This window comes from Blautia sp. KLE_1732_HM_1032, assembly GCF_025147905.1.
Lineage (GTDB): Bacteria > Bacillota > Clostridia > Lachnospirales > Lachnospiraceae > Blautia_A > Blautia_A fusiformis.
This window is the reverse complement of the sequence record NZ_CP102266.1, coordinates 2,490,314-2,514,927: the sequence shown is the minus strand read 5'-3', so window position 1 is coordinate 2,514,927 and position 24,614 is coordinate 2,490,314. Positions and strand designations below refer to the sequence as shown.

Genomic DNA, 24,614 nt, shown 5'->3' with positions numbered 1-24,614 from the left:
GGAGGTTTTTTATGGCAGAAAAAGTAAGAGATCTGAGAAGTGCTCTGGCACTTCTGGAGCAGATGCCAGATCAGCTGATCGAAACAGAGGTGGAAGTTGATCCGATGGCAGAGCTTGCAGGGGTATATCGTTATGTAGGAGCCGGTGGAACGGTGAAGCGTCCCACAAAGGAAGGACCTGCCATGATCTTTAATCGTATAAAAGGACACCCGGATGCAAGGGTAGCTATCGGTCTTCTGGCAAGCAGAAAAAGAGTTGCTGCTTTACTTGACACTCAGCCAGAAAATCTTGGAAAGATGCTCTGCAAAAGCGTGGAGAATCCAATTCCACCGGTCGATCTTGAAGGCGATGCACCGTGTCAGCAGGTGGTGCATAAGGCAGCAGATCCGGATTTTGACCTCTATAAGCTGGTTCCTGCGCCAACGAACACACCGGATGATGCGGGCCCGTATATCACACTTGGCATGTGCTACGCCACACACCCGGATACTGGAGTTCACGATGTGACCATTCACCGTCTCTGCATTCAGGGAAAAGATGAGCTTTCCATTTTCTTTACACCTGGTGCCAGACATATCGGAGCAATGGCAGAGCGTGCTGAGGAGCTGGGACAAAGGCTGCCGATTTCTATCAGTATCGGAGTTGATCCTGCTATTGAGATCGGTTCCTGTTTTGAGCCGCCTACAACACCACTGGGGTATGATGAGCTGTCTGTAGCCGGTGCACTGCGCAAAGAGCCGGTGGAACTCTGTAAATGTTTAACCGTTAACGAGCGTGCCATCGCCAATGCGGAATACGTGATCGAGGGAGAAGTGATCCCGGGTGTGCGTGTAAAGGAAGATCAGAACAGCAATACCGGATACGCCATGCCGGAGTTTCCGGGATATACAGGGCCTGCAAGTGATCAGTGCTGGCTGATCAAGGTTACAGCAGTGACACATCGTGAAAATCCGATCATGCAGACCTGTATCGGGCCAAGTGAGGAGCACGTATCCATGGCGGGAATCCCTACAGAGGCCAGCATCTATGGCATGGTGGAAAAAGCAATGCCTGGAAGGCTTCAGAACGTATACTGCAGCAGTGCCGGAGGTGGAAAGTATATGGCTGTCCTTCAGTTTAAAAAGCTTTCTCAAAGTGATGAGGGAAGACAGCGTCAGGCTGCACTTCTTGCATTTTCCGCCTTTAGTGAGCTGAAAAATGTATTTCTGGTAGATGAAGATGTGGACTGCTTTGATATGAATGATGTACTTTGGGCGATGAATACGAGATTCCAGGGGGATGTGGATGTGATCACCATTCCGGGTGTCCGTTGTCATCCTCTTGATCCGTCCAATGATCCTGCATTTTCTCCAAGTATCCGTGATCATGGAATTGCATGCAAGACTATTTTTGACTGTACGGTGCCTTATGATCTGAAGGAAGATTTTCACAGAGCCCGTTTTATGGAACTGGATCCGGAGAAATGGCTGAAAAAATGAAAAAGAGAATTATAGTTGGTGCGACAGGTGCAAGCGGCCTGCCGCTCCTTGTAAAATGTCTGGAGATCATCCGGGAGAATCCGGATTTTGAGTCTTATCTGATCATGAGTTCCAGTGCAGAGCTGACTCTTCGCCAGGAGACGGAGCTGGAACCGGAGGATGTGAAACGATTGGCAGATCATGTATGTGCACCGGGAGAAATTGGGGCAAAACCGGCCAGTGGTTCTTTCAAAACAGAGGGGATGCTGATCGTGCCCTGCAGCATGAAGACGATCGCGGGGATCCACAGTGGCTATGCGGATAATCTTATTCTGCGTGCGGCAGATGTGACGGTCAAGGAACAGAGAACACTGGTGCTGGCAGCCAGAGAAACACCGTTAAGCGGGATTCATCTCCGAAATCTTTATGAGCTTTCCATGCTTCCGGGAGTGCGGATCATTCCGCCGATGCTGACGTTTTATCATAAACCGGAGAGCATTGATGATATGGTGTATCATATTGCGGCAAAGCTTTTGGAACCGTTTGGGATCGAAGCAAAGGAGTATCGCAGATGGAATGGATTGTAAAAGAGTGTGTGGAGACTGCAGGCTGTAAGCTGGAGGTCAGTGCTGCATTTGTTGGAGAGGATGTGCTTATCTGTCTGAAAGGCGGAGAGAGACCTCATCTGGGATGTGTGGTGCAGACGGAACCGAGAGTGTCTCTGACAGGGGATGGTTCTGTGAGTGCGACTTCTTCAGTTTTGAATTTTCCGGGACATAAGGACGAGGTGATCTGCCGGTGGATGGCGGAGCAGGTTTCGAAAGAGCTGGGAAAGAGAGTGGTTTGCACCGGGGGATTTCATAAGGATGGTATTTCGGAGAAAGAGATCCGGGAGGTGCAGGGAAGTGTTGTGCGTCTGACAGAGATGGTGATAGAAGGACTGCAGCGGTAGTTGAGTAACGAACGGCCGGAACCTGCTAAAGTTATTTTCCAAAAGTCCGAAACTTTCTTCGCTCAAACAGCGAATTTTTGAAAAATAACGCAGATTCCAGCCGTCTAAAATGTTTCTGTATTCTATTTATTTTCAAATATATTCTCACGGGTAATATTCTTAGCCCACTTCCCACTGAGATACCTTTTGATCACCCATGGCCACTTCACAAATTCATCCGTACAGAGCAGAAAATACACCCACATAACCGGCAGCTTCAGTACAAAAGCAGCGAAGAATCCAAGGGGTACTGCATATATCCACATATCAATGGTATCACAGATCAGACCAAACTTTGTATCACCACCTGCCCGGAACACACCGGCGATCAGGGTTGTATTTACGGCAGACCCCATAATATAGTAGCTGTTGATCAGAAGCATATATTTCAGATAATGCATGGCAGTGGGTGTCAGGGACGCAAATCTCATTACGAACGGTGTGATGGCAAGAACGATAAGTCCGCCCAAAAAACCTGCAATAACAGTAAGCTTCAGTGTTTTGGAAGCATAACGCCTGGAACGTTCCAGATCGCCCTGCCCCATAACATTGCCTAGAAGGATACCTCCTGCACTGGCAATACCGAAACAGAAAACAGAGCCGATATTACGGACTACTACAACCAGAGAATTGGCAGCAACCGCATCCGTACCAAGATGCCCCAGGATTACAGAGTACATGGAAAAACCAATACTCCAGGAAATATCATTGCCAAGAGCCGGCAGGGAAAGCCGCACGAAATCACTGAACAGCAGTTTGTTTTTTGTGAACATACATCGGAGATCCAGTCGGACATTTTTGCTGAAAGCAGAAACAATAAAACAGGCGATCAGCTCGATCATTCTGGAAAGTGCAGTAGCAATAGCCACACCGGTAGCACCAAGCTTGGGTGCTCCGAACAATCCGAAGATAAAAGTCGCATTCAAAAGAATATTCAGTCCAAAGGCCAGCATATTCATCGCCATGCTGGTAGTCACCCGTCCAATGCTTCGAAGAACAGCCAGATAAACCTCCGTCATACCCCAGCAGATATAGGTGATACCCATAATGCGGATATAGGAAGAACCAATGGCCAGAAGCTTCGGATCGTTGGTGAACAGCTTCATCATCATCTGTGGCATGGTAAATGCAACGAGCGCCACGAGAACAGAGATGATCATGGAAAAACGAAGAGCGATTCCCTCGATGATCTGAATGGCTTTGTAATCTCCCTTTCCATAATACTGGGCACAAAGCAGGGTGGCTCCCGTACCAAGACCGTAATATACCATAAACAGGACATTGGAATAATTCGCTGCTAGAGATACTGCGGAGATGGATGACTGACCTACAAAGTTCAGCATGATAACATCGGCAGAATTTACTGCTGCACTTAGCAGGTTCTGAATGATGATGGGGATGACAAGCTTAACGATCTGTGGATAAAAATCATCCCGCTGTGAAAGTTGATTTCTCATTTCTTCCTCCAAAAATACAATTACAATGACGTGAAAACCAGTAGATCACATACATGGTAACTGTGTCAGCTTTTGTAAAAAATGAAAGCAGACATGATTGCACGATAACATAGTTTACAGGCAGTGTCAATCGGCAAACTGCAAAATTGTTTAAACAACTTACGGGAAAATGACGAATACAAAAAATGAATAAAAAATGCATAAAAAACCATATCAGCAGTTGTTGAGATTTCCAATCCATGATAAACTGAATGAAGATATTTTTCAGAGAAAGAGGAGTAAAAAATATGCCAGTTTTTGATTTCAGCGCAGCACCGGCAGATAAAAAAGAGACAAAAAGCCAGTGCACATATACAACGTTTCGTTCCAATGAAACAAAAGCCACACCGGAGAAACCGGTGCTGATCCTGGATAACAGCAAAAGAGAGTGGAAACATCATTCTTGCGGATATTTTTCCAATCCTGCGAAGCAGACTGCATTTGAGTTTAAGGAAGAGGACGGTGTTTTTCCGGCAGACATCCTGAAGATCGATTCCCGTTTTACAAGCCTGATCAAATGGCTCGGAGAAAATCATATCAACATCCGTCTTTCAGGACAGAATACAGAAGAAGGATATGCTGTTTACAAAATCCGCGAGATCGCTTTTGGCGGAGGCACCAAGCTTTCTGCTGAGGACGGATTTCTTCAGTTTATGATCGAGCGTCTGTTTGCAAGCAGTGCGCCGGCAGAAGAAAATGAGAACGATGAGGAGGAAGAAGACGGTGACGATATGAAGCTTACCAGTATTCAGAGTATCACCGACTTTATGAACTGTGCCGGAAAGACTATGCCGGATAATATCCGTCTCTGGGCAAGAAGAAATCTGGCAGTTGCCCGTTCTCATGAGGTTTCTCAGGAGGAAAGACGCCATGCCCAGAGAGCACTTTCCATCATGATGAATATTCAGTGGAAGCATAATTATTTTGAGTCTATTGATCCGAAGGAAGCACGCCGTATCCTGGATGAGGAGCTTTATGGAATGGAGCGTGTAAAACAGAGGATCATTGAGACGATCATTCAGATCAACCGTACTCATACACTTCCTGCTTACGGACTGCTTCTTGTAGGACCGGCAGGTACCGGTAAATCTCAGATCGCTTATGCAGTTGCAAGAATCCTGAAAATGCCGTGGACAACCCTGGATATGAGTTCGATCAATGATCCGGAACAGCTTACAGGAAGCTCTCGTGTTTATGCAAATGCCAAGCCTGGAATCATCATGGAGGCTTTTTCCATGGCAGGAGAATCCAATCTGGTATTTATCATCAATGAGCTTGACAAGGCTGCATCAGGTAAAGGAAACGGAAATCCGGCAGACGTGCTTTTGACACTGCTGGATAACCTTGGTTTTACAGATAACTATATGGAATGTATGGTTCCGACAGTTGGTGTCTATCCTATTGCCACAGCCAATGATAAGGCACAGATCAGCGCACCTTTGATGTCACGTTTTGCAGTGATCGATATTCCGGATTACACACCGGAGGAAAAGAAGATCATCTTTTCCCGATTTGCGCTTCCCAAGGTTCTGAAACGCATGAGCCTGAAACAGGAAGAATGTATCGTAACGGATGAGGCGCTGGACGCAGTAATTAAGAAATTTGAAGATACCACAGGAATCCGTGATCTGGAGCAGGCTGCGGAGCATATTGCGGCCAATGCCCTGTATCAGATCGAGGTAGATCATGTGAAGGCTGTAACCTTTACCCCCGAGATGGTACAGGAGCTTCTGGACTGACAAAGGGATCTGTTTTGTAATGATAAAAATGCTTCCGGAGATTTTTTCGGAAGCATTTTTGGCTGAGGGAATGCACCTGTGTATGCCGGGCCTGTCTGATCGTAAAGGAAAATTATAAAATAATGAAATCAGGGATTGCCTGAGAAAGTGTAAATGTGTATAATGAGATAAAAGAGCGTGCGCGTGAACACAAAGCACACAGGAGAGGTTTTGGAGGGTAAAATATGGCAGTAACATTACAACAGATTGCGGAAGCAGCAGGAGTTTCAAGAGGCACTGTGGACAGGGCACTGAACAACAGAGGCCGTATCCGCCCGGAAGTAGAGGAAAGGATCAAAAGGATCGCCCGGGAGATGGGATATCAGCCCAGCCGTGCCGGTCGTGCCCTTGCCATGGCAAAGAGGAAAATCCGTATCGGTGTGATCCTTCAGTATATGGAGACTCCTTTTATGCAGCAGGTTTTAAAGGGAGTCCTGGAAGCAAAAGAAGAAGTGGAGAGCTTTGGCGGAACAGTAAAGATCTATGAGATCGAAGGCGTGGAACCGGAAAAAGTAATGGCTGCAATGGAAGAACTCCGGGAAAAGGGGTTTAATGGAATCGCGCTGACTCCATCAGAGGATCAGCTTTTGAGAGCGAGGATCGATCAGTATCAGGAAGAGTATGGAATTCCGATAGTTACCTTTAATGCGGATCTGGAAGATACAAAAAGGTTATGTTTTGTGGGACAGGATACCTTTCAGGCCGGTCGTACGGCAGCAGGCCTGATGTGGGAGATGACAGGCGGAAACGGGCAGGTTGCCATAATTTCCGGACAGGTTGCCAATCCTGGTCTGATCAGCAGGCAGAAAGGATTTACGACAGAGATTAAAGAAAGCTTTCCGGGAATCGAGATCGTGGATATAAGGTATTCTTATGATGACGAATGGGTGGCATCCAAGATCGTGGAAGAATTTCTGGAGCTTTATCCGGAGCTGACCGGGATCTATATTACGGGTCATGGTGTAAAGGGTGTCTGCCAGACCTTGCAGAAGCTTGGAAAGGATAAAACCATGCATGTGATCGCCAATGATTTCCTGGAAGAAAATCTGAAATGGCTGAAAGAGGGGACGATCAATTTCCTTATCGGTCAGGATGCGGCTGTACAGGGACATTCTCCGGTGATTATTTTGTTCCAGCTTCTCTTTGACAGCAAGGCACCGGAAAAGGAATACCAGTATACAGATATTGTGATCCGGACGAAATATAATATGGGTTAAAAAGTCAGTATAAACATTAAAATTGCTGTTGTGCACGGAGTCTATAGTCAGATTATATACCAAGGTTCTGTACAGAAAAAAAGCAGATTCAGGAGGAAAAATGAATTATAAAAATGTAAAGATCGCAGAAGGTGCCAGGATCGCAAAGCAGTCTGTGATCCTTGGAAATGTAACGATCGGCCGTGACAGCTGTGTATTATATTATGCGGTGATCCGCGGAGATGATGCGCCGGTAGTGATCGGAGAAGAAACCAATATCCAGGAAAACTGTACCATTCATGTGAGCCACAACATGCCGGTCCATATCGGAAACAACGTTACTGTGGGACATAATGCGGTGATCCATGGATGTACCATCGGAGACCGGACATTGATCGGAATGGGAGCCGTGATCCTGGATGGTGCAAAGATCGGAAACGACTGTATCATAGGAGCCGGAAGCCTTGTGACTAAAAATACGGTGATCCCGGATGGCTCCCTGGTAATGGGAAGTCCGGCCAGGATCAAACGAAACCTTACCTGGGAAGAGAAGCTTGGTATCGTGGAAAACAGCAAAGAATATCTTGCTGTGTCCGAAGAGATGAAAGCGCAGGATGTATTATAAAAAAGTGAAGAAGACATTTGTAAACGGACAGCTCCGACTGCTTTGTAATATGAGAAGCAGTCGGAGCTGTAACTTTGTTATATAAAATGCTTATATTTATCGTTTTTTTATTTATCGATCACTTCCACCGGTGTGTCATCCCGTGCATCCAGATCGTTGATATATTTTTTGGTCTCTTTTACGATCACATTGGAAAGCAGTAGTACTGCGATCAGGTTTGGAATAGCCATCAGTGCATTCAGGATATCCGCTACGGTCCATACCAGGTTCAGAGAAATAACAGGGGAGATGGCAGCTACCGCAATATACAGCACACGATAGGGGATGAGTCCCTTTTTGCCGGAGAAATACTCCACGCACCGCTCGCCATAATATGCCCATCCAAGGACTGTAGAATATGCGAAGGAAATGATACCCACTACAAGGATCACAGGACCAAGAACCGGGATCTGCTGAAAAGCCAGTGTAGTAAGAACACCGCCATCAGTGATATTTCCCATGTCGATCGAAGGATTTTTCATAATACTGGTTACCAGAACAAGACCGGTCATCAGACATACCACAACGGTATCCCAGAATGTACCGGTGCTGGAAACGAGAGCCTGACGAACCGGATTTCTTGTCTGTGCGGCAGCAGCGGCGATGGGGGCAGAACCCATACCGGATTCATTGGAAAAAAGTCCTCTTGCGATTCCATACTGCATGGCCATCATGATACCACGTCCTACAAGACCTCCTGCAGCAGCACCAGGGGTAAAAGCAAATTTGCAGATGGTTTTTACTGCGGGAATGATAAAATCGAAATTGATCCCCAGGATGATGATACATCCGATCACATAGAAAAATGCCATAAACGGAACAAGACGTTCACATACATTGGCGATGGATTTGATCCCGCCGAAAATAACAAGGGCAGTAAGAACTGCCACAGCAATGCCGATCGCTGCTGGCGAAATATGAAGGTTCTCATTACATACCGTTGCAATGGCATTGACCTGGGTAGCACATCCGATTCCAAAGGAAGCAAAGCCACCGAAAAAGGCAAAGATCAGACCAAGCCAGCGCATATTTAATCCGCGCTCCAGGGCATACATAGCACCACCCTGCATACGGCCGTCTTTGGTTTTGACGCGGTATTTTACAGCGATGAGAGACTCACTGTATTTGGTGGCGATTCCGAAGACACCGGTAAGCCAGCACCAGAGGACTGCACCGGGACCGCCAAGAGCAATGGCAGTACCGACCCCGATGATATTTCCGGTTCCAATAGTGGAAGCAAGGGCTGTTGTCAGGGCGCCAAACTGGCTGACTTCACCTTCCGCATTGGTATCTTTGGTGACAGACAGGCGAATGGCGGTACCGATCTTACGCTGGATCACACCGGTACGGATGGTCATGAAAATATGGGTGCCCAGAAGTAAAATGATCATCCACCAGCCCCACACCAGACTGTCGATCTGGTTTATCACACTTCCGATTGCATTCATCATAGAAATCTCCTCCCTTTCTCAAAGCGAAATATCGCAGGACTGCAGAAATAGCACAAGGGCGTACAGACATAGGAAATATGTGCTGTACGCCCTTGTACGTTACGCTCTTAAGTTTTGATTATTGTGTCAATTATACAGGAATATTCAGAATAATGCAATAAAAATATTCCCTCTGAACAGAAGATTTTTTGCTTCAATATATGTTGATCAAAACACTACAGGACCTTCTTCGCAGTACATATAAAATCCCGGGCGTACTGTGGGAGATAGGTACCTTTTCGGTATGCAATTGTCAGTGTGCTGAAGACGCCATCTTCACCAATGGAAAAACAGGCTGGTTTTACAGGGAGGTCCATATTTTGAACATAGGTTTCCGGGGTGAAACACATACCAAGTCCTTGCATGCAGAGTTTGACACAGGTTTCTGTGTTGCGGCTCTGTATTGGCACATAAGGCTTGATATGGGCAGCTTTCAATGCTTCCAGCGAAAGCTGTCCGGTAGTCTGTTCCGGAAAATGCAGGATAAAAGGCTCTTCTGCCAGAAGTGAGAGATCAAGCTTCGGGTATATGCCGTGAGTGGATACACTGCCGGCAGCAGCCAATGGGTGCTCCGGAGGCATGATCAGAAGGATTTCTTCTTTTTTCAGCAGTTCGTATTCCAGCTTGGGGTGTTTATGTACTTCATTGAAAATGCCAAAATCAAGCTGATCATTGAGCAGAAGTTTTTCCTGGATAGAATATGCCTCTTCCAGGATATTGACCTTTACTTTAGGATATTTTTGAAAAAAAGAGGTCATGATCTGAGGAACCATACAGGTACTCCTCATCAGTGGGAAAGCAACGTTCAGTTCTCCTTCATTATTTTCTGTAAGATCTTTCAGCTCTTTTTCCCAGTCCTGTTGTATCTGCAGGATCTTTCGGGTATACTCCATATATTTGCGGCCCGCAAAGGTAGGTGTATAGCTGTTTCCGCTGCGGCTGAACAGCTTGGTCCCCATTTCTCGTTCCAGTTTCTGGAGATGCTTGGTCAGGGTTGGCTGGGAAATATAAAGCTCCTGTGCGGCTTTTGTAAGATTCTGATATTTGGCAATGCAGAGAATGTACTTCAGTTCATGATAGTTCATGTTTTCCTCCAATTATTCCATTTTGGTATAATTTTTATGTATAATATGAATTTGACTTCCTGATATGCATATTTTACAATACATCCTATCATCATATCAAGGGGGAAAAAATAAATGAAAAACTGGCTGGAAAAACAGTTCAGACTGTCTGAGTTCAATACAAATATAAAAACAGAACTTCTGGCAGGACTGACAACTTTTGTAACTATGGCATATGTGCTTGCCACGATCCCAAATATTCTGGCAGGCGCCGGTTATGATAAACACACGACTCTGACAGCTATGATCATTCTGATCATTGTGACCAGCTGTGCAATGGCATTGGTTACCAATCGACCGTTTGCTCTGGCTCCGGGACTTGGAAGCGTTGGAATTATTGCGTCTATGATTACCAATGAAGGCGTAAGTATGCCGATCGCAGCAGGTGTGATATTCTGGAGTGGTGTTCTTTTTATCATAATTTCATTCTTTGGTCTGAGAGAAGCCGTGGTACGTGTGATCCCGGTAAGCCTGAAACAAGCGGTTAGTGCCGGTATTGGTCTGTTTATCGCACTTCTTGGTGCAAAAAACTGTGGATTGATCGTGGCAAATGATGCAAAAAACTGTCTTTCCTTTGGAGATCTTGCATCTCCATCTGTGATCGTAGCAGTGATCGGATTTCTGATCCTTCTGGTGATCAAGGTACGAAATATTCCGGGTGGTATGATTCTTGCGATCCTGCTGACCACTCTGGCAGGAATTCCTTTCGGTGTTACACATGCTCCGGAATCCATTTTTGCATTTCCGGCAGGTATCGGCCATCAGTTCCTGAAAGTTGATTTTATGGGAGCGCTGAATTTTGCTTATATTCCATTTCTGATCGCTCTGTTTGTACCGGATTTCTTTTCTACATTCGGAACAGTTCTGGGAGTGGGAGCAAAGGCAGGCTATCTGGATAAGGATGGAAATCTTCCGGGTATTGATAAATGCTTTAAGGTAGATGCGATTGCAACAAGCTTTGGAGCATTGTTTGGAATGCCGAGTCTTACTACTTATCTGGAGTCATCTGCAGGCGTAGAAGCAGGAGGAAAAACGGGACTTACGGTTATTTTTACAAGCATTTTCTTCGGACTTTCGCTGTTTCTGGCACCACTGGCTCTTGTGATCCCATCTGCGGCAACCGGTCCGGTGCTGATCTATATCGGCATCAATATGCTTGGTGCTATGAGAAATATTGATTATTCGGATATTACAGAGTATATTCCGGCATTTTTATGTGTAACCTTTACGATTTTTGCAAATAATATCGCAAATGGTATCTGCGTGGCGCTTCCGGCTTATCTCGTTATGAAGATCGCAGCAGGAAAGATCAAAAAGGTTGAACCGGTCATGTATGTACTGGTAGCAGTCTGTCTGTTGTATTTTTATTCAATTATCTAAGGATGGTGAAATGGTATGGAGCAGGTTCATCTGCTGATCAAAAACGCAAAGGTATTTAATTCCTATCTTAAGAAATTCATATCTGCCAATGTTGCGGTGAAAGATGGAAAATTTTATTACATAGACAGAAAACAGGATACGGATCTTCAGACTGACAATGTGATCGATGCAAAGGGATCATACATGATTCCAGGACTGACAGATATTCACATGCATATTGAGAGTTCTATGGCCACACCGGCTTTTTTTGGAAAATGTGCAGGAGAAAATGGTGTGACGACGGTGGTTTCAGAGCCTCACGAAATGGCCAATGTCAAAGGGATCCGAGGGATTCTGGAAATGATTTCGGCGGCAAAGAATGCACCTATTGATATTTTTTACGGGATTCCAAGCAGCGTTCCGTCAACCAGTGAAAAGCTGGAAACAACAGGCGGGATCATTGACTGCAGTGCAATGAAGCATCTGCTGGAAGAAAAAGATGTGGTATGTGTAGGCGAAATCATGAATTACCGGCAGATCATCCGGGAAAATGATCTGGAGATCAGCCGGTTTCTGGAATATCTGAAAAAAGACCATCCGGGATATGTGATCGAGGGACACTGTCCGTCATTACTGGATCTGGATCTTGCAAAGTTTCTTTATCTGGGTATTAATGGTGATCATACAGAACATACTCTTGAGGAAGTAAAGCAGCGGATCGAAAACGGAATGTTTTTTGAGATCCAGGATAAAATGCTGAAACCGGAAATCCTGGAATATATCTGCCAGAACCAGCTCTACGAGTATTGTTCCTTTGTAACAGATGATACTATGGCAGATGTTTTGTATGAGCAGGGACCGCTGAATGCAGTGGTACAGAAAGCGATCGATATGGGATTTCCGATGGAACAGGCAATCTACTGTGCCACATATACACCGTGTCAGCGGATGCATTTTTATGACAGAGGAGCTATCGCACCGGGAAAACTTGCGGACTTTATGCTGCTTAAAGATCCGTCCGTTCTTAAACCGGAAGCTGTATTCAAAAATGGTGTTCCGATTTATGCAAAGGATGAACCGCAGTTGCCGCTGTCTGCTTCCACATATGAATTTCCGGCAGATTTTTACCGGAGTGTACAGCTTCCGGATATTTTTCTGAAGGATTTTCAGGTGAATGCTCCTTTTCAGGAAGGATATGCAACGGTTCGTGTGATAGAGATCAATCCGGATCGTACCCATACTACTGAAAAACTGGTGGAAATGCCGGTGAAAGCCGGAAAGATCTGCTGGGAAAACAGCGGATGTCTTCTGGCTATGGTGGTGGAACGTCATGGGAAGAACGGAAATATCGGCTATGGATTTCTTACAGGCTCCTGCTTGAAAAAGGGAACTGTGGCAACAACATATTTTCATGATCATCATAATCTCTTTGTGGCAGGAAGCTCTCCGGATGATATGTTATTTGCTGTAAACAGGATCCGGGAACTGCAGGGGGGATTTCTGACAGTAAAAGATGGAAGGATCCTTTCTGAACTTGCACTTCCGGTATGTGGGCTTTTATCCGAAGAATCAATCAGGGAGAATGGCCTTGCATTGAAGGCGGTAAGAAAAAGCCTTACAGATCTGGGATATGTGCATAATAATCCGATCATGTCAGTGGCAACACTTGGATTACCGGTAAGCCCGGCACTGAAGCTGACTGATAAGGGACTGGTGGATGTAAAAAAAGGAGAAATTGTTCCGCTGATCGTAAACACAAAGAAAAATAAATAACGTTGTTCTTATTGCAGCAATATAAGCCGGACGTGAGTCGCGGAAGGCGGCATAATAAGGCATAATAATCAGATATCGTTGTAAAAAATCTGCATTTTTCAATCTTATGATTGGAATCTGCAGATTTTTTGTTATAGAGAAAAAACAAAAATCATGGTAAAATAAAAATGCAGGACAAAAAAGGTTAGATCAGGAGAAAACGTATGAAAAAGAATCACTTTGAATTAAAAAATTATGTTATGGCAACCGGCGTTTTTATCTTGGCGGTTATAGCAGGGATTCTTATTTTTTTCGAGTGTGTGCAGAGGGCTGTACAGGTGAATTCTCAGAATACATTGAAGATAAATGTGCAGAGACAAAGTGAACATTTGCGGACGATACTGGATATTAATTATCAATATCTGAATGAGATTGCCTCTGCAATGGGAAAATCAGAAGAACTTTTTTCAGAAGAAAATAAAGAACAACTGATATCTATTTATGAAAAGACAGACCTGGAGAGGGCTGCTCTTATTGATAAGAATGGAGATGCATACTACGACAATGGAGTAACCAAGAATGTTTCTCATCGCAGATATTTTCAGGAGGCTATCAGTGGAGCGCAGACCATCAGCAATCCCCTGGAAAGCAGTGTGGACCATAAGGTGCGGGTGGTTTTAGGTGTGCCGGTATACAAAGACCATAAAGTGATCGGTGTGTTGGGCGGATCCTGTAATGTTACAGCGCTGAGCCATATGCTTTTTAATGATCTTTTTGATGGAGCGGGAAACAGTCTTCTGGCTACAAGTGATGGAGAGATCATTGCCTTTGACAGTGGTTCGGCGTCTGGTACGGAGATCACATATGGAATCAATCTTTTTAAATATTACGGAGAAAAAAATCTCAAAGGAAAGAATACTCTTCAGGATATTCAGGAAGATTTTAAAGTTGGCGAAAGTGGTCTGGTGAAGTTTAGTCTCAAAGAGAGAAAAGAAGAGGACCGGTATCTGGCATATATGCCTCTTGGATACAATGACTGGATGATCTGTTATGCAATTCCTGTAAAAAGTGCACAGCAGGCTTATGAATTCATTTCTGGTTATGAAATCCTATTTATGGGAAGCTTCTGTATTCTGGTGCTGCTCCTGCTCCTGTATATTGTTGTAAGAAATAATCAGGAGAAAGCGGAATTGGTACGTTCTGCCCAGAAGGATGCGCTTACAGGCGTTTATAACAGAGAGAATACGCAGAAGGTGATCGATGCTATTCTGAGAGAAAAAGCTCCGGAAGGCTTTCATGGCTTTTTGATCCTGGATATGGATCATTTTAAAGAAGTGAATGATGTTTACGGACATGTCATGGGAGATAATGTATTAAAGATGCTGGGAGGTTTTCTTAAAGAGCAGTTCCGGGAACAGGATGTGATCGGGCGTATCGGCGGGGATGAGTTTGTGATCCTGCTCTGTAATATCGGTTCCCGGGAAAATATGGAGAGCAGAATAAAAAATCTTCATGAAAAGCTCAGGGAGATCCGAATGGAAGGAATGGGAGAGTATACATTTACTTTTAGTGCAGGAATTGCTTTTGCACCACAGGATGGAGATACCTTTATGGAACTGTATCAAAAAGCAGATCTTGCCCTTTATCAGGTGAAACGCTCCGGAAGGAATGGCTACAGGATCTATAAATAACAATAAAAAAGACAGAAGATATCCTGAAGAGAAAAAAGGAAATCTTCTGTCATTTTTTGTATAAATTGGAATGGGAAGCTTTGATATCCTTATGCTTCCGGAATTTTTTGAATGATCGTTCTGTTTATGACAACTAGGAAAGTTACGGACACGATCAGAGAAATGATCTCCGCAATGGGGAAAGACCACCATACTGCGTGAAGTCCACCGATGGAAGCAAGGATATAAGCTGCAGGTATCAGGACAAACAGCTGACGCATGATAGACACGATCATACTGAATACAGCTTTTCCGAGTGCCTGGAATACAGTTCCCGCAATGATACAGAACCATGCGATCAGATAGTGGATTCCTATGATACGAAGTGCAGGGATTCCGATGGTAAGCATATCTTCGGAAGCACTGAACAGTCCCAGCAATGTTTTCGGAATAAATTCAAAGGCAAGGAAACCAATGAATGTAAAACAGAATGCGATGGACATGCTGACTTTGACAGTTTTAAGCATACGCTTTCTGTGGCGTGCACCATAATTATAGGCAATGATCGGTGTAATGCCGTTGTTAAGTCCAAATACAGGCATGAAGAAAAAACTCTGCAATTTGAAGTAAACACCAAATACTGCAGTTGCAGTGACTGTGAACTGTACCAGGATAAGATTCATGCAATAGGTCATGATAGAACTGATGGACTGCATGATGATCGATGGAATACCTACTGCATAAATATGGCCGATGATCTTAAGGTCAGGACGGAAGCCCCTGAAGCTGAGCCGGACTTCATGATTAAATTTATGGTTGCAGATTCCTGCAACGACGCAGGCTACACACTGTCCGATCACAGTAGCTGCAGCAGCTCCGGTAACACCCATTTTCGGAGCACCGAACAGACCAAAGATCAGGATCGGGTCAAGGATGATGTTGGTGATGGCACCGCACAGCTGAGAAGTCATGCTGAATATGGTTTTTCCTGTGGATGTGAGCAGACGTTCAAAGAAAAACTGTCCAAGCAGACCAAAGGAGAATATCATAACTGTGCTCAGATATTCAATCCCAAATTTAAGGATCTCAGGGTCTGCGTTATGTACCTGGCTGGCATAAAATGGTTTTACTACTGTAAATCCAAGGATCAGGAAAACCAGATAGCTTAAGCTATACAGGAAAGCAGCATTGCTGGCTGTCCGATCAGCTTTTTCAAAGTTCTTTTCTCCAAGGGATTTGGAAAGCAGTGCGTTCATACCCACACCGGTACCTGCACCTACTGCGATCAGAAGTGTCTGCAGTGGAAAAGCCATGGAAACTGCCGTCAGAGCATTTTCGGAAAGCATGGCTACGAAAACACTGTCCACAATATTGTACAATGCCTGCACCAGCATGGAGATCATCATTGGCAGAGACATGTTTAGTACAAGCCTTCCTACGGGCATGGTCCCCATTTTGTTTTCTGCTATGGGAGCAGATGTACTTTTTTGATTCATATTTCCTCCATTTTGTATTTTGTAGTTTTTGGCTTAATTATATATATTAGCATGAAAATATGAGGGATTCAAGAGAAGAATATCCTTCTGACATTATTATAAATGGTTCATACTATAAGTATTTAAACGATTTTGATAGTTGACATGAATTTTCAGATATGCTATGCTTATAAAGATTTTGAAGGACAAGAAAGAGTCTTTTCAAAGCAATTATTTTGGACCACTCCATTTTGGGGTCAAGGCCATACGGACAGCCGGGTCCACTGCCGCTGATGGTAACTTTGGTTGCCTTATTGATTGAGTTAGAAGCTCAAATTTTATAAGTTGGTTCCTTTGATAACCGTCATGCGCCTGTTGCGCAGACTTGTGAAACGGTCAATAAGAGTAGTAAAAGTATGATTGCTATATAGACTCTGACATATATCATCCGGATTCTGATCTCATGTAAATATGAGGATTCTCACATTTATATGCGATGAAAAAAATCAGGAAGAATGATCTAAGCAGGTTTACGGTTTTGTATCGGCCTGCTTTTTTTGTGCGGATAAAGGAACTGGAAATGGAGAAGCAATGAACAGAAGTCGTTTTAAACTGGACCAGAATCATGCTCCAATTCATGAAGCTCTGGAAAAATTCCTGCGTATGAGAGTAGTACCTTTCGATGTGCCGGGACATAAAAGAGGAAGAGGAAATCCGGAGCTTACGGAATTTCTGGGACAAAAATGTGTAGGTGTGGATGTAAACAGCATGAAGCCGCTTGATAATCTCTGTCATCCTGTATCTGTGATTCGGGAGGCGGAAGAGCTGGCAGCAGATGCTTTTGGAGCAGCGCATGCATTTCTTATGGTTGGAGGAACTACAAGCTCAGTGCAGACTATGGTGCTAACTGCCTGTAAGAGGGGAGATGAGATCATTCTTCCCCGAAATGTCCACAGAAGTGTGCTGAATGCGCTGGTTTTGTGCGGAGCAATCCCGGTCTATGTGAATCCGGAGGTGGATCAGAGACTTGGGATTTCTCTTGGAATGCGACGTGAACAGGTGGCAAAGGCAATTAAGGAGCACCCAAATGCGGTGGCTGTGCTGGTGAACAATCCCACCTATTATGGAATCTGCAGTGATCTTCGCGCAATTGTACGCATGGCTCATGAAGCAGGAATGCTGTGTCTGGCAGATGAGGCACATGGAACTCATTTTTATTTTGGCGGAGGTCTGCCGGTTTCGGCAATGGCAGCTGGTGCAGATATGGCGTCTGTATCCATGCATAAAAGCGGCGGAAGCCTGACCCAGTCCAGCCTTCTTCTTACAGGACCAGGTGTTCATGCCGGTTATGTCCGTCAGATCATCAATCTGACTCAGACTACTTCAGGCAGCTATCTTCTGATGTCAAGTCTTGACATTTCGCGCCGGAATCTTGCACAGCGAGGACGCCAGATTTTTCATCAGGTAGCAGATATGGCAGAGTATGCAAGGGAAGAGATCAATGCTATTGGCGGCTATTACGCATTTGGAAAAGAACTGGTGAATGGAGATTCGGTTTTTGATTTTGACATTACGAAATTAAGTGTACATACCCTGGATATCGGACTTGCAGGGATTGAGGTTTACGATATACTGAGAGATGAATATGATATTCAGATCGAATTTGGTGATATCGGAAATATTCTGGCCTATCTGTCGATCGGAGATCGTGTCCAGGAAATAGAGCGGCTGGTAAGTGCTCTTGCGGAGATCCGCAGGCGATTCCAGAAGGATAAATCAGGATTGCTGGATCAGGAATATATCGATCCTCAGGTAGTGACAAGTCCTCAGGAAGCTTTTTATGCAGAAAAATGCAGCCTTCCTCTCAGAGAAACCGAAGGCAAGGTATGCAGCGAGTTTGTAATGTGTTATCCTCCGGGAATCCCGATCTTGGCTCCGGGGGAACGGATCACTCCGGAAATCCTGGATTATATTGAATATGCCAAGGCAAAAGGATGCAATATGACAGGCCCTGAAGATCCGGATATATTGCGTTTAAACGTGCTGGCAGGGAGGTAAAGAAAATGGAAATGTGGTTTTCGGAATTTCATACACCGGATGTGAAGCATAGTATCCGGGTAAACCGTCAGCTTTATTCAAAGCAGAGCGACTATCAGAGAATTGATATTTTTGAGACACCGGAATTTGGCAGGGTACTCACACTGGACGGTAATGTAATGCTCACAGAGCGTGACGAATTTATTTATGACGAAATGATCACGCATGTACCTATGGCTATTCACAAAGAAGCTAAAGATATTCTTGTGATCGGAGCAGGAGACGGCGGAGTTGTACGTGAACTGACCAGGTATGACCGTGTCAGCCATATTGATCTGGTAGAGATGGATCCTATGGTAGTAGAAGCCTGTCGCGCATATCTTCCGGGAAATGCCTGCAGGCTGGATGACAGGAGAGTGCACCTTCATTACGAAAATGCGTTGAAATATATACGCCGCTGCGAAAATAAATATGATCTTATTATTGTAGATTCCTCGGATCCCTTTGGCCCATCGGAGGGATTATTTACCCGTGAATTTTACGGAAACTGCTATAATGCGCTGAAGGCGGATGGAATCATGGTCAATCAGCAGGGAAGTCCTTTTTATTCCGAGGATGCGCATGCCATGCAGCGCAGTCACAAAAGAATTGCCAGTACTTTCCAGATCAGCCGTGTTTACCAGGCTCATATTCCTACCTTTGCTGCCGGCTACTGGCTGTTTGGCTTTGCAAGTAAAAAATATCATCCTGTGGATGACCTGGATTCGAAGGCATGGAATTCACTGAATCTTCGCACCCGTTACTATACTACAAGGCTTCACAAAGGTGCATTTTATCTTCCGGCTTTTCTGGAGGAAATGCTTCAGGAGGTGGAGGACTGATTTATGATCTTACCAAATATTGAAAATTTTATCGGTTGTGACAGCAGCTTTGAGGAAGCAGAAATTGTTCTTTACGGAGCTCCCTTTGATTCGACCACAAGCTTTCGTCCGGGAGCCAGGTTCGGTCCTTCTGCCATTCGTCATGAAAGCTTTGGACTGGAAACCTACAGCCCTTATCAGGATCGTGACCTTATGGATATCCGGGTATTTGACAGTGGAGATCTAGAGCTTTGCTTCGGCAGCAGTGAAAAGGCGCTTGCTGATATACAGGATCGTGCAGAGGAAATCCTGAAAGAGGGAAAAATGCCGTTGCTTCTGGGGGGAGAGCATCTGGTGACACTGGCTGCTGTGAGAGCTGTCGCCGGGAGATATCCGGGACTTCATATTATTCATTTTGATGCGCACGCAGATTTAAGAGACGATTATCTTGGTGCCCATTTAAGTCATGCGTGTGTTATCCGCAGATGCTATGATATTCTGGGAGATGGGCGGATACATCAGTTTTGTATCCGAAGCGGGGAGAGAGAAGAATTCCGGTTTGCAAAAGAGCATACAGATTTTCATCCCTTTACCTTTGAAGGCCTGGAAGAAACCGTACAGGAATTGGCCAGGAAGCAGGTTCCGGTATATTTTACCATTGATCTGGACTGTCTGGATCCATCTGTATTTCCGGGAACCGGTACACCGGAGGCAGGAGGCGTAAGCTTCCTTGAATTGCTTGCTGCTATCCGGAAGGTATCAGAATTAAATATTGTGGGAGCAGATGTCAATGAGCTGGCACCTATGCTGGATCCAAGCGGTGTTTCCACAGCTACAGCATGTAAGGTGGTCAGGGAACTGCTGCTGGCGGTGGCAAAATAAAAACAGTTACGAGAATTGAGTATAAAAAAGGAGACAAAAAACATGAGCAGAGTACTTGTAATCGGCTGCGGCGGAGTAGCCAGTGTAGCAATTCAAAAGTGTTGTCAGGCAGATACTGTATTTACAGAACTGTGTATAGCAAGCAGGACAAAAGAAAAATGTGATGCACTTGCCCGGAAACTGGAAGGAAAAACAAAAACAGTTATTACCACCGCAAAGGTGGATGCGGATGATGTAAACCAGCTGATCCAGCTGATCAATAGTTACAAACCGGATCTGGTAATGAACATTGCGCTTCCGTACCAGGATCTGACCATCATGGATGCATGTCTGGCATGTGGTGTAAACTATATGGATACGGCAAACTATGAGCCGGAGGATACGGATGATCCCAAATGGCGTGCTATTTACGAAAAACGCTGCAAGGAAGCGGGATTTTCCGCATATTTTGATTATTCCTGGCAGTGGGCATACCGGAAGAAATTTGAAGAGGCAGGACTTACAGCACTTCTTGGCTGCGGCTTTGACCCGGGTGTTACCCAGGCATATTGTGCATATGCATTAAAGCATGAGTTTGACCAGATCGATACCATTGATATTCTGGACTGCAATGGAGGAGACCACGGATATGCATTTGCAACCAACTTTAATCCGGAAATCAATCTTCGTGAGGTAAGTGCGCCCGGAAGCTACTGGGAGAATGGACACTGGGTGGAAATCCCTCCGATGGCGATCAAGCGGGAATATGATTTTGATCAGGTCGGCGATAAAGATATGTATCTTCTGCATCACGAGGAGATCGAGTCCCTTGCCCAGACAATTCCGGGTGTAAAGAGAATTCGTTTCTTTATGACCTTCGGACAGAGCTATCTGGATCACATGCGCTGTCTGGAGGATGTGGGAATGCTTTCTACTACTCCGATCAACTATAATGGACAGGAAATCGTTCCTATCCAGTTTTTGAAGGCTCTTCTCCCGGATCCGGCCAGCCTGGGTCCACATACTAAGGGAAAAACTAATATTGGCTGCATTTTCACCGGGGTAAAGGATGGAAAAGAGAAAACCTATTATATTTACAATGTTTGTGACCACCAGGAATGTTATAAAGAGGTTGGAAGTCAGGCAATCAGCTATACGACAGGCGTTCCGGCTATGTGCGGAGCATTAATGATGCTTACCGGAAAATGGATCCGCCCGGGAGTGTACACAGTAGAAGAATTTGACCCGGATCCGTTCCTGGAAGCACTTGACAAATATGGACTTCCACGCAGCGAAAATCATGATCCGGAGCTGGTGGATTAATGGAAAGAACAGATACAAGACCACCCTTTGCAGCGTCCGGCGGAATTATTCCGCCGGAGCTGCGGAAGATCAAAACACCTTGTTATGTTCTCGACGAAGCGGCGCTTATAAAAAATGCAGAATTAATGGGGAATATTGCCAAGAGAACAGGCTGCAAAATGCTCCTGGCACAGAAGGCTTTCAGTAATTATGACTGCTATCATCTTTTGGAACCATATTTGACAGGAACAGAAGCAAGCGGACTGTACGAAGCCAGGCTTGGTGCCCAGGAGATGCCCGGAAAAGAGGTACATGTATTTTGCGCCGGATATCGTGAGGATGAATTTGAGGAGCTGCTTAGCTTTGCAGATCATATAGTGTTTAACTCTCCTTCTCAGCTTCTTCGCTTTGGAAAAAGAGTGAAGGAGGCCGGGAAAAGTGCAGGGCTTCGGATCAATCCGGAATGCTCTACCCAGGAGGGACATGCTATTTATGATCCCTGTGCCCCAGGCAGCCGCATGGGTACCACAAGGGCACAGTGGGAGACTGCTGTGAGAAAGCATCCGGAGCTGATCGGATTATTGGATGGTATTCATTTTCACACCCTTTGTGAGCAGGACTCTTCTGATCTGGAAACTACTCTTACAGCAGTAAAGACGAAATTCGGAGATCTGATTTCTCAGATGAAATGGCTGAACCTGGGAGGTGGACATCATATTACAAGACCAGGCTATGATATTGCACGGCTTGAGAAGTGCATCAGCGCAGCAAAGGAAGAATGGAAAGTAGATGTTTATCTGGAGCCCGGAGAGGCATGGGCCTTAAATGCAGGATTTTTTTTGACAACTGTTCTGGATGTGCTGCAAAATGGTGATACCCGGCTTGCAATTTTGGATGGAAGTGCTGCCTGTCATATGCCGGATGTTCTGGAAATGCCTTATCGTCCTCCTCTTCTTGGAGCAGATGAACCGGGAGAAAATGCAGTCACAATCCGGCTCGGAGGACCAACCTGCCTGTCAGGAGATATCATAGGAGATTACAGCTTTTCAGAGCCGTTGAAGTATGGAGACATTCTCATGTTTGGTGATATGGCCATTTATACAACCTGCAAGAACAATACCTTTAATGGAATGCCTTTGCCTGATATATGGCTGAGACATGGTGATAAAACCATGGAACGTCTTACTGATTTTGGGTATGAAGATTTTAAAGGCAGACTTGGACGCTGCAGGAAATAAGAGCAGTTTTTTTGAAAAATAATATTGACAGATTTAATGAAAAATGGTGCTGAACATAATATCCAACACCATTTTTTTATATAGTCTGGTCCAATGATCATAATCTGACATGGTGTAGCTATTGGTGTCATAAATACAGGAAATACTGGGATTATTTCATGTTTCAAAAAGGTGTGGATCTGCATTTGGTTAAGATAATTTGACAGGTTCTTATAAAACAAATAAAATTGATAAAATATGTAAAGTTTTAGTTGGATTTTAAGTATTTTGTGGTACACTAATATAGTATATCAAAAATGGGAGGGAGATTCAAAAATGAGCAAAAACGAAGGAAAAGGGTTAAAGTCTTTTAACAAGGGATTCCAAGTGCCTGATACCTACATTATCATCTTTTTTGTAGTTGTTTTCGCAGCACTTATGACATTTCTTGTACCAAAGGGATTTTACGAAACACAGGATATTTCATATATGATCAATGGTGTTGAGAAAACCCGTACAGTAATCAAAGACGGAAGTTTCCAGTATCTGACAGATGATACAGGAAATGTAGTAACAGAAGGAGTAGCACTCTTTAGTGGAGATGGTGGAACAGGATTTTTCAACTATATGTATAACGGAATCGTAAATAGTTCTGCAATCGAGATTATCGCATTTCTTATGGTAGTAGGTGGTGCATTCGGTATCATGATCCGTACAGGTGCGATTGAATCTGGATTGATCGGATTGATCCGTAAGGCAGAGGGAGCAGAAAAACTACTGATTCCGATACTTTTCGTACTGTTTTCTCTTGGTGGAGCAGTTTTCGGGATGGGAGAAGAAGCGCTTCCGTTTACTATGATTCTTTGTCCGTTGTTTGTAGCAGTTGGATATGATTCAGTTATCGCAGTTCTTGTTACTTATGTTGCAACACAGATTGGTTTTGGTTCATCTTGGATGAATCCATTCTCTGTAGGTATTGCACAGGGTATTGCAGGTATTGACGTATTCTCCGGAGCAGGATTCCGTATGGTAATGTGGGTAGTATTTACAGCACTCGGCTGTGGAATGACTATGTTCTATGCATCAAAGATCAAAAAGACTCCGACAATCTCAATCGCATATAAGACTGATTCATATTTCCGTGAGCAGAATGAAAAAACAGGAATTGACGAAGGACATTCATTTGGTCTTGGACACATTTTAGTTCTTTTGACACTGGCTGCTACAGTAGTATGGGTAGTTTGGGGAGTTATGACTCAAGGATACTACATGCCGGAGATTGCTACACAGTTCTTCATTATGGGAATTGTTTCCGGTGTGATCGGAGTTATCTTTAAACTGAACGACATGAAACTGAATGATATCGCAATATCATTCAAAGATGGAGCAAAAGATCTGATTGGTGCTGCACTTGTTGTTGCTATGGCACAGGGTATCATGCAGGTTCTTGGTGGATCTGATCCGACCACACCTACAGTTATCAATACAATTATGTATAATATTTCAAATGCATTGTCTGGAGTTTCCGGAGCGGTTGCAGCAGTACTTATGTATCTGTTCCAGTCCGTATTTAACTTCTTTGTTGTATCCGGAACAGGACAGGCTGCGATCACAATGCCGATCATGGCTCCACTGTCAGACCTGTTAGGTGTTTCACGACAGACAGCTGTAGTTGCATTCCAGCTTGGTGATGCATTTACAAACCTGATTGTTCCTACATCCGGATGTCTGATCGGATCTCTTGCAATTGCAAAGATTGAGTGGTCTAACTGGATTAAATTCATGTGGAAATTCCTTGGCGTCTTAATGATTGGTGCAATCATTACAGTTCTTATTGCAGTTGGAATTGGATTCTAAAACATGCATTGGATAATTGGGAGTGATT

At 44.5% G+C, this 24,614-nt stretch carries 19 protein-coding genes; 15 read left to right on the top strand and 4 right to left on the bottom strand.

From position 1 onward, the window contains the following. Nucleotides 1-11 precede the first annotated feature (11 nt). Genes NQ489_RS12060 through NQ489_RS12050 form a run of 3 tightly spaced genes read left to right on the top strand, consistent with a single transcriptional unit; the run spans nt 12 to nt 2,409 of the window. Entirely contained in the window at nt 12-1,478 is a 1,467-nt protein-coding gene (locus tag NQ489_RS12060) for a UbiD family decarboxylase (RefSeq protein ID WP_021650680.1), read from the top strand. After that, a complete protein-coding gene (locus NQ489_RS12055; protein WP_044960990.1) occupies nt 1,475-2,044 on the top strand; it encodes a UbiX family flavin prenyltransferase in 570 nt (189 codons plus the stop codon). The genes NQ489_RS12060 and NQ489_RS12055 overlap by 4 nt, the downstream gene beginning before the upstream one ends. After that, complete coding sequence (locus tag NQ489_RS12050; protein ID WP_021650678.1) at nt 2,029-2,409, top strand: prenylated flavin chaperone LpdD; 381 nt, start codon at nt 2,029-2,031, stop codon at nt 2,407-2,409. The genes NQ489_RS12055 and NQ489_RS12050 overlap by 16 nt, the downstream gene beginning before the upstream one ends. A gap of 122 nt (nt 2,410-2,531) precedes the next feature. Here NQ489_RS12050 and NQ489_RS12045 read toward each other — a convergent pair whose 3' ends face one another. Further along, complete coding sequence (locus NQ489_RS12045) at nt 2,532-3,905, bottom strand: MATE family efflux transporter (RefSeq protein WP_021650677.1); 1,374 nt, start codon at nt 3,903-3,905, stop codon at nt 2,532-2,534. 287 nt (nt 3,906-4,192) lie between these two features. On the opposite strand from NQ489_RS12045, the gene NQ489_RS12040 reads away from it, so the two are divergent. From NQ489_RS12040 to NQ489_RS12030, 3 genes are all read left to right on the top strand, one after another. Further along, entirely contained in the window at nt 4,193-5,683 is a 1,491-nt protein-coding gene (locus NQ489_RS12040; RefSeq protein WP_015524474.1) for an AAA family ATPase, read from the top strand. Between the two features lie 224 nt (nt 5,684-5,907). Beyond that, nucleotides 5,908-6,939 carry a LacI family DNA-binding transcriptional regulator gene (locus tag NQ489_RS12035; RefSeq protein WP_021650674.1) on the top strand — a complete coding sequence of 344 codons (1,032 nt, stop codon included), beginning with the start codon at nt 5,908-5,910 and terminating at the stop codon, nt 6,937-6,939. 100 nt (nt 6,940-7,039) lie between these two features. Next, complete coding sequence (locus tag NQ489_RS12030; protein WP_021650673.1) at nt 7,040-7,543, top strand: gamma carbonic anhydrase family protein; 504 nt, start codon at nt 7,040-7,042, stop codon at nt 7,541-7,543. Between the two features lie 107 nt (nt 7,544-7,650). Here NQ489_RS12030 and NQ489_RS12025 read toward each other — a convergent pair whose 3' ends face one another. After that, complete coding sequence (locus NQ489_RS12025) at nt 7,651-9,033, bottom strand: alanine/glycine:cation symporter family protein (protein WP_021650672.1); 1,383 nt, start codon at nt 9,031-9,033, stop codon at nt 7,651-7,653. Nucleotides 9,034-9,248: 215 nt separating this feature from the next. Beyond that, nucleotides 9,249-10,157: a LysR family transcriptional regulator gene (locus NQ489_RS12020; protein ID WP_021650671.1), complete on the bottom strand. Its 909-nt coding sequence runs from the start codon at nt 10,155-10,157 to the stop codon at nt 9,249-9,251. 114 nt (nt 10,158-10,271) lie between these two features. Between NQ489_RS12020 and NQ489_RS12015 the strand changes: the two genes are divergently transcribed. From NQ489_RS12015 to NQ489_RS12005, 3 genes are all read left to right on the top strand, one after another. Next, nucleotides 10,272-11,576, top strand: coding sequence for an NCS2 family permease (locus NQ489_RS12015; protein ID WP_021650670.1), 1,305 nt, complete (start codon nt 10,272-10,274; stop codon nt 11,574-11,576). A gap of 15 nt (nt 11,577-11,591) precedes the next feature. Next, on the top strand, nt 11,592-13,328 hold the full coding sequence (locus NQ489_RS12010; protein WP_021650669.1) for an adenine deaminase C-terminal domain-containing protein: 1,737 nt from the start codon (nt 11,592-11,594) through the stop codon (nt 13,326-13,328). Between the two features lie 203 nt (nt 13,329-13,531). Then, nucleotides 13,532-14,998: a sensor domain-containing diguanylate cyclase gene (locus NQ489_RS12005; protein WP_021650668.1), complete on the top strand. Its 1,467-nt coding sequence runs from the start codon at nt 13,532-13,534 to the stop codon at nt 14,996-14,998. 89 nt (nt 14,999-15,087) lie between these two features. Here NQ489_RS12005 and NQ489_RS12000 read toward each other — a convergent pair whose 3' ends face one another. Beyond that, a complete protein-coding gene (locus NQ489_RS12000) occupies nt 15,088-16,473 on the bottom strand; it encodes an MATE family efflux transporter (protein ID WP_021650667.1) in 1,386 nt (461 codons plus the stop codon). A 570-nt stretch (nt 16,474-17,043) separates the two neighbouring features. On the opposite strand from NQ489_RS12000, the gene NQ489_RS11995 reads away from it, so the two are divergent. The 6 genes from NQ489_RS11995 to yfcC all read left to right on the top strand — a co-directional run bounded on the left by NQ489_RS11995 (nt 17,044) and on the right by yfcC (nt 24,586). After that, nucleotides 17,044-18,510 (top strand): aminotransferase class I/II-fold pyridoxal phosphate-dependent enzyme, encoded by a 1,467-nt coding sequence (locus tag NQ489_RS11995; protein ID WP_021650664.1) that lies wholly within the window; start codon nt 17,044-17,046, stop codon nt 18,508-18,510. Between the two features lie 5 nt (nt 18,511-18,515). Next, nucleotides 18,516-19,370, top strand: coding sequence for a polyamine aminopropyltransferase (gene speE, locus NQ489_RS11990; protein WP_015524485.1), 855 nt, complete (start codon nt 18,516-18,518; stop codon nt 19,368-19,370). A 3-nt stretch (nt 19,371-19,373) separates the two neighbouring features. Further along, nucleotides 19,374-20,231 carry an agmatinase gene (speB, locus tag NQ489_RS11985; protein ID WP_015524486.1) on the top strand — a complete coding sequence of 286 codons (858 nt, stop codon included), beginning with the start codon at nt 19,374-19,376 and terminating at the stop codon, nt 20,229-20,231. Between the two features lie 42 nt (nt 20,232-20,273). Next, complete coding sequence (locus NQ489_RS11980; protein ID WP_021650663.1) at nt 20,274-21,533, top strand: saccharopine dehydrogenase family protein; 1,260 nt, start codon at nt 20,274-20,276, stop codon at nt 21,531-21,533. After that, on the top strand, nt 21,533-22,750 hold the full coding sequence (locus tag NQ489_RS11975) for a carboxynorspermidine decarboxylase (RefSeq protein ID WP_021650662.1): 1,218 nt from the start codon (nt 21,533-21,535) through the stop codon (nt 22,748-22,750). Before NQ489_RS11980 ends, NQ489_RS11975 begins: the two co-directional genes overlap by 1 nt. A 315-nt stretch (nt 22,751-23,065) precedes the next feature. Then, on the top strand, nt 23,066-24,586 hold the full coding sequence (gene yfcC / locus NQ489_RS11970; RefSeq protein ID WP_021650661.1) for a putative basic amino acid antiporter YfcC: 1,521 nt from the start codon (nt 23,066-23,068) through the stop codon (nt 24,584-24,586). The last annotated feature ends 28 nt before the right edge of the window (nt 24,587-24,614 follow it).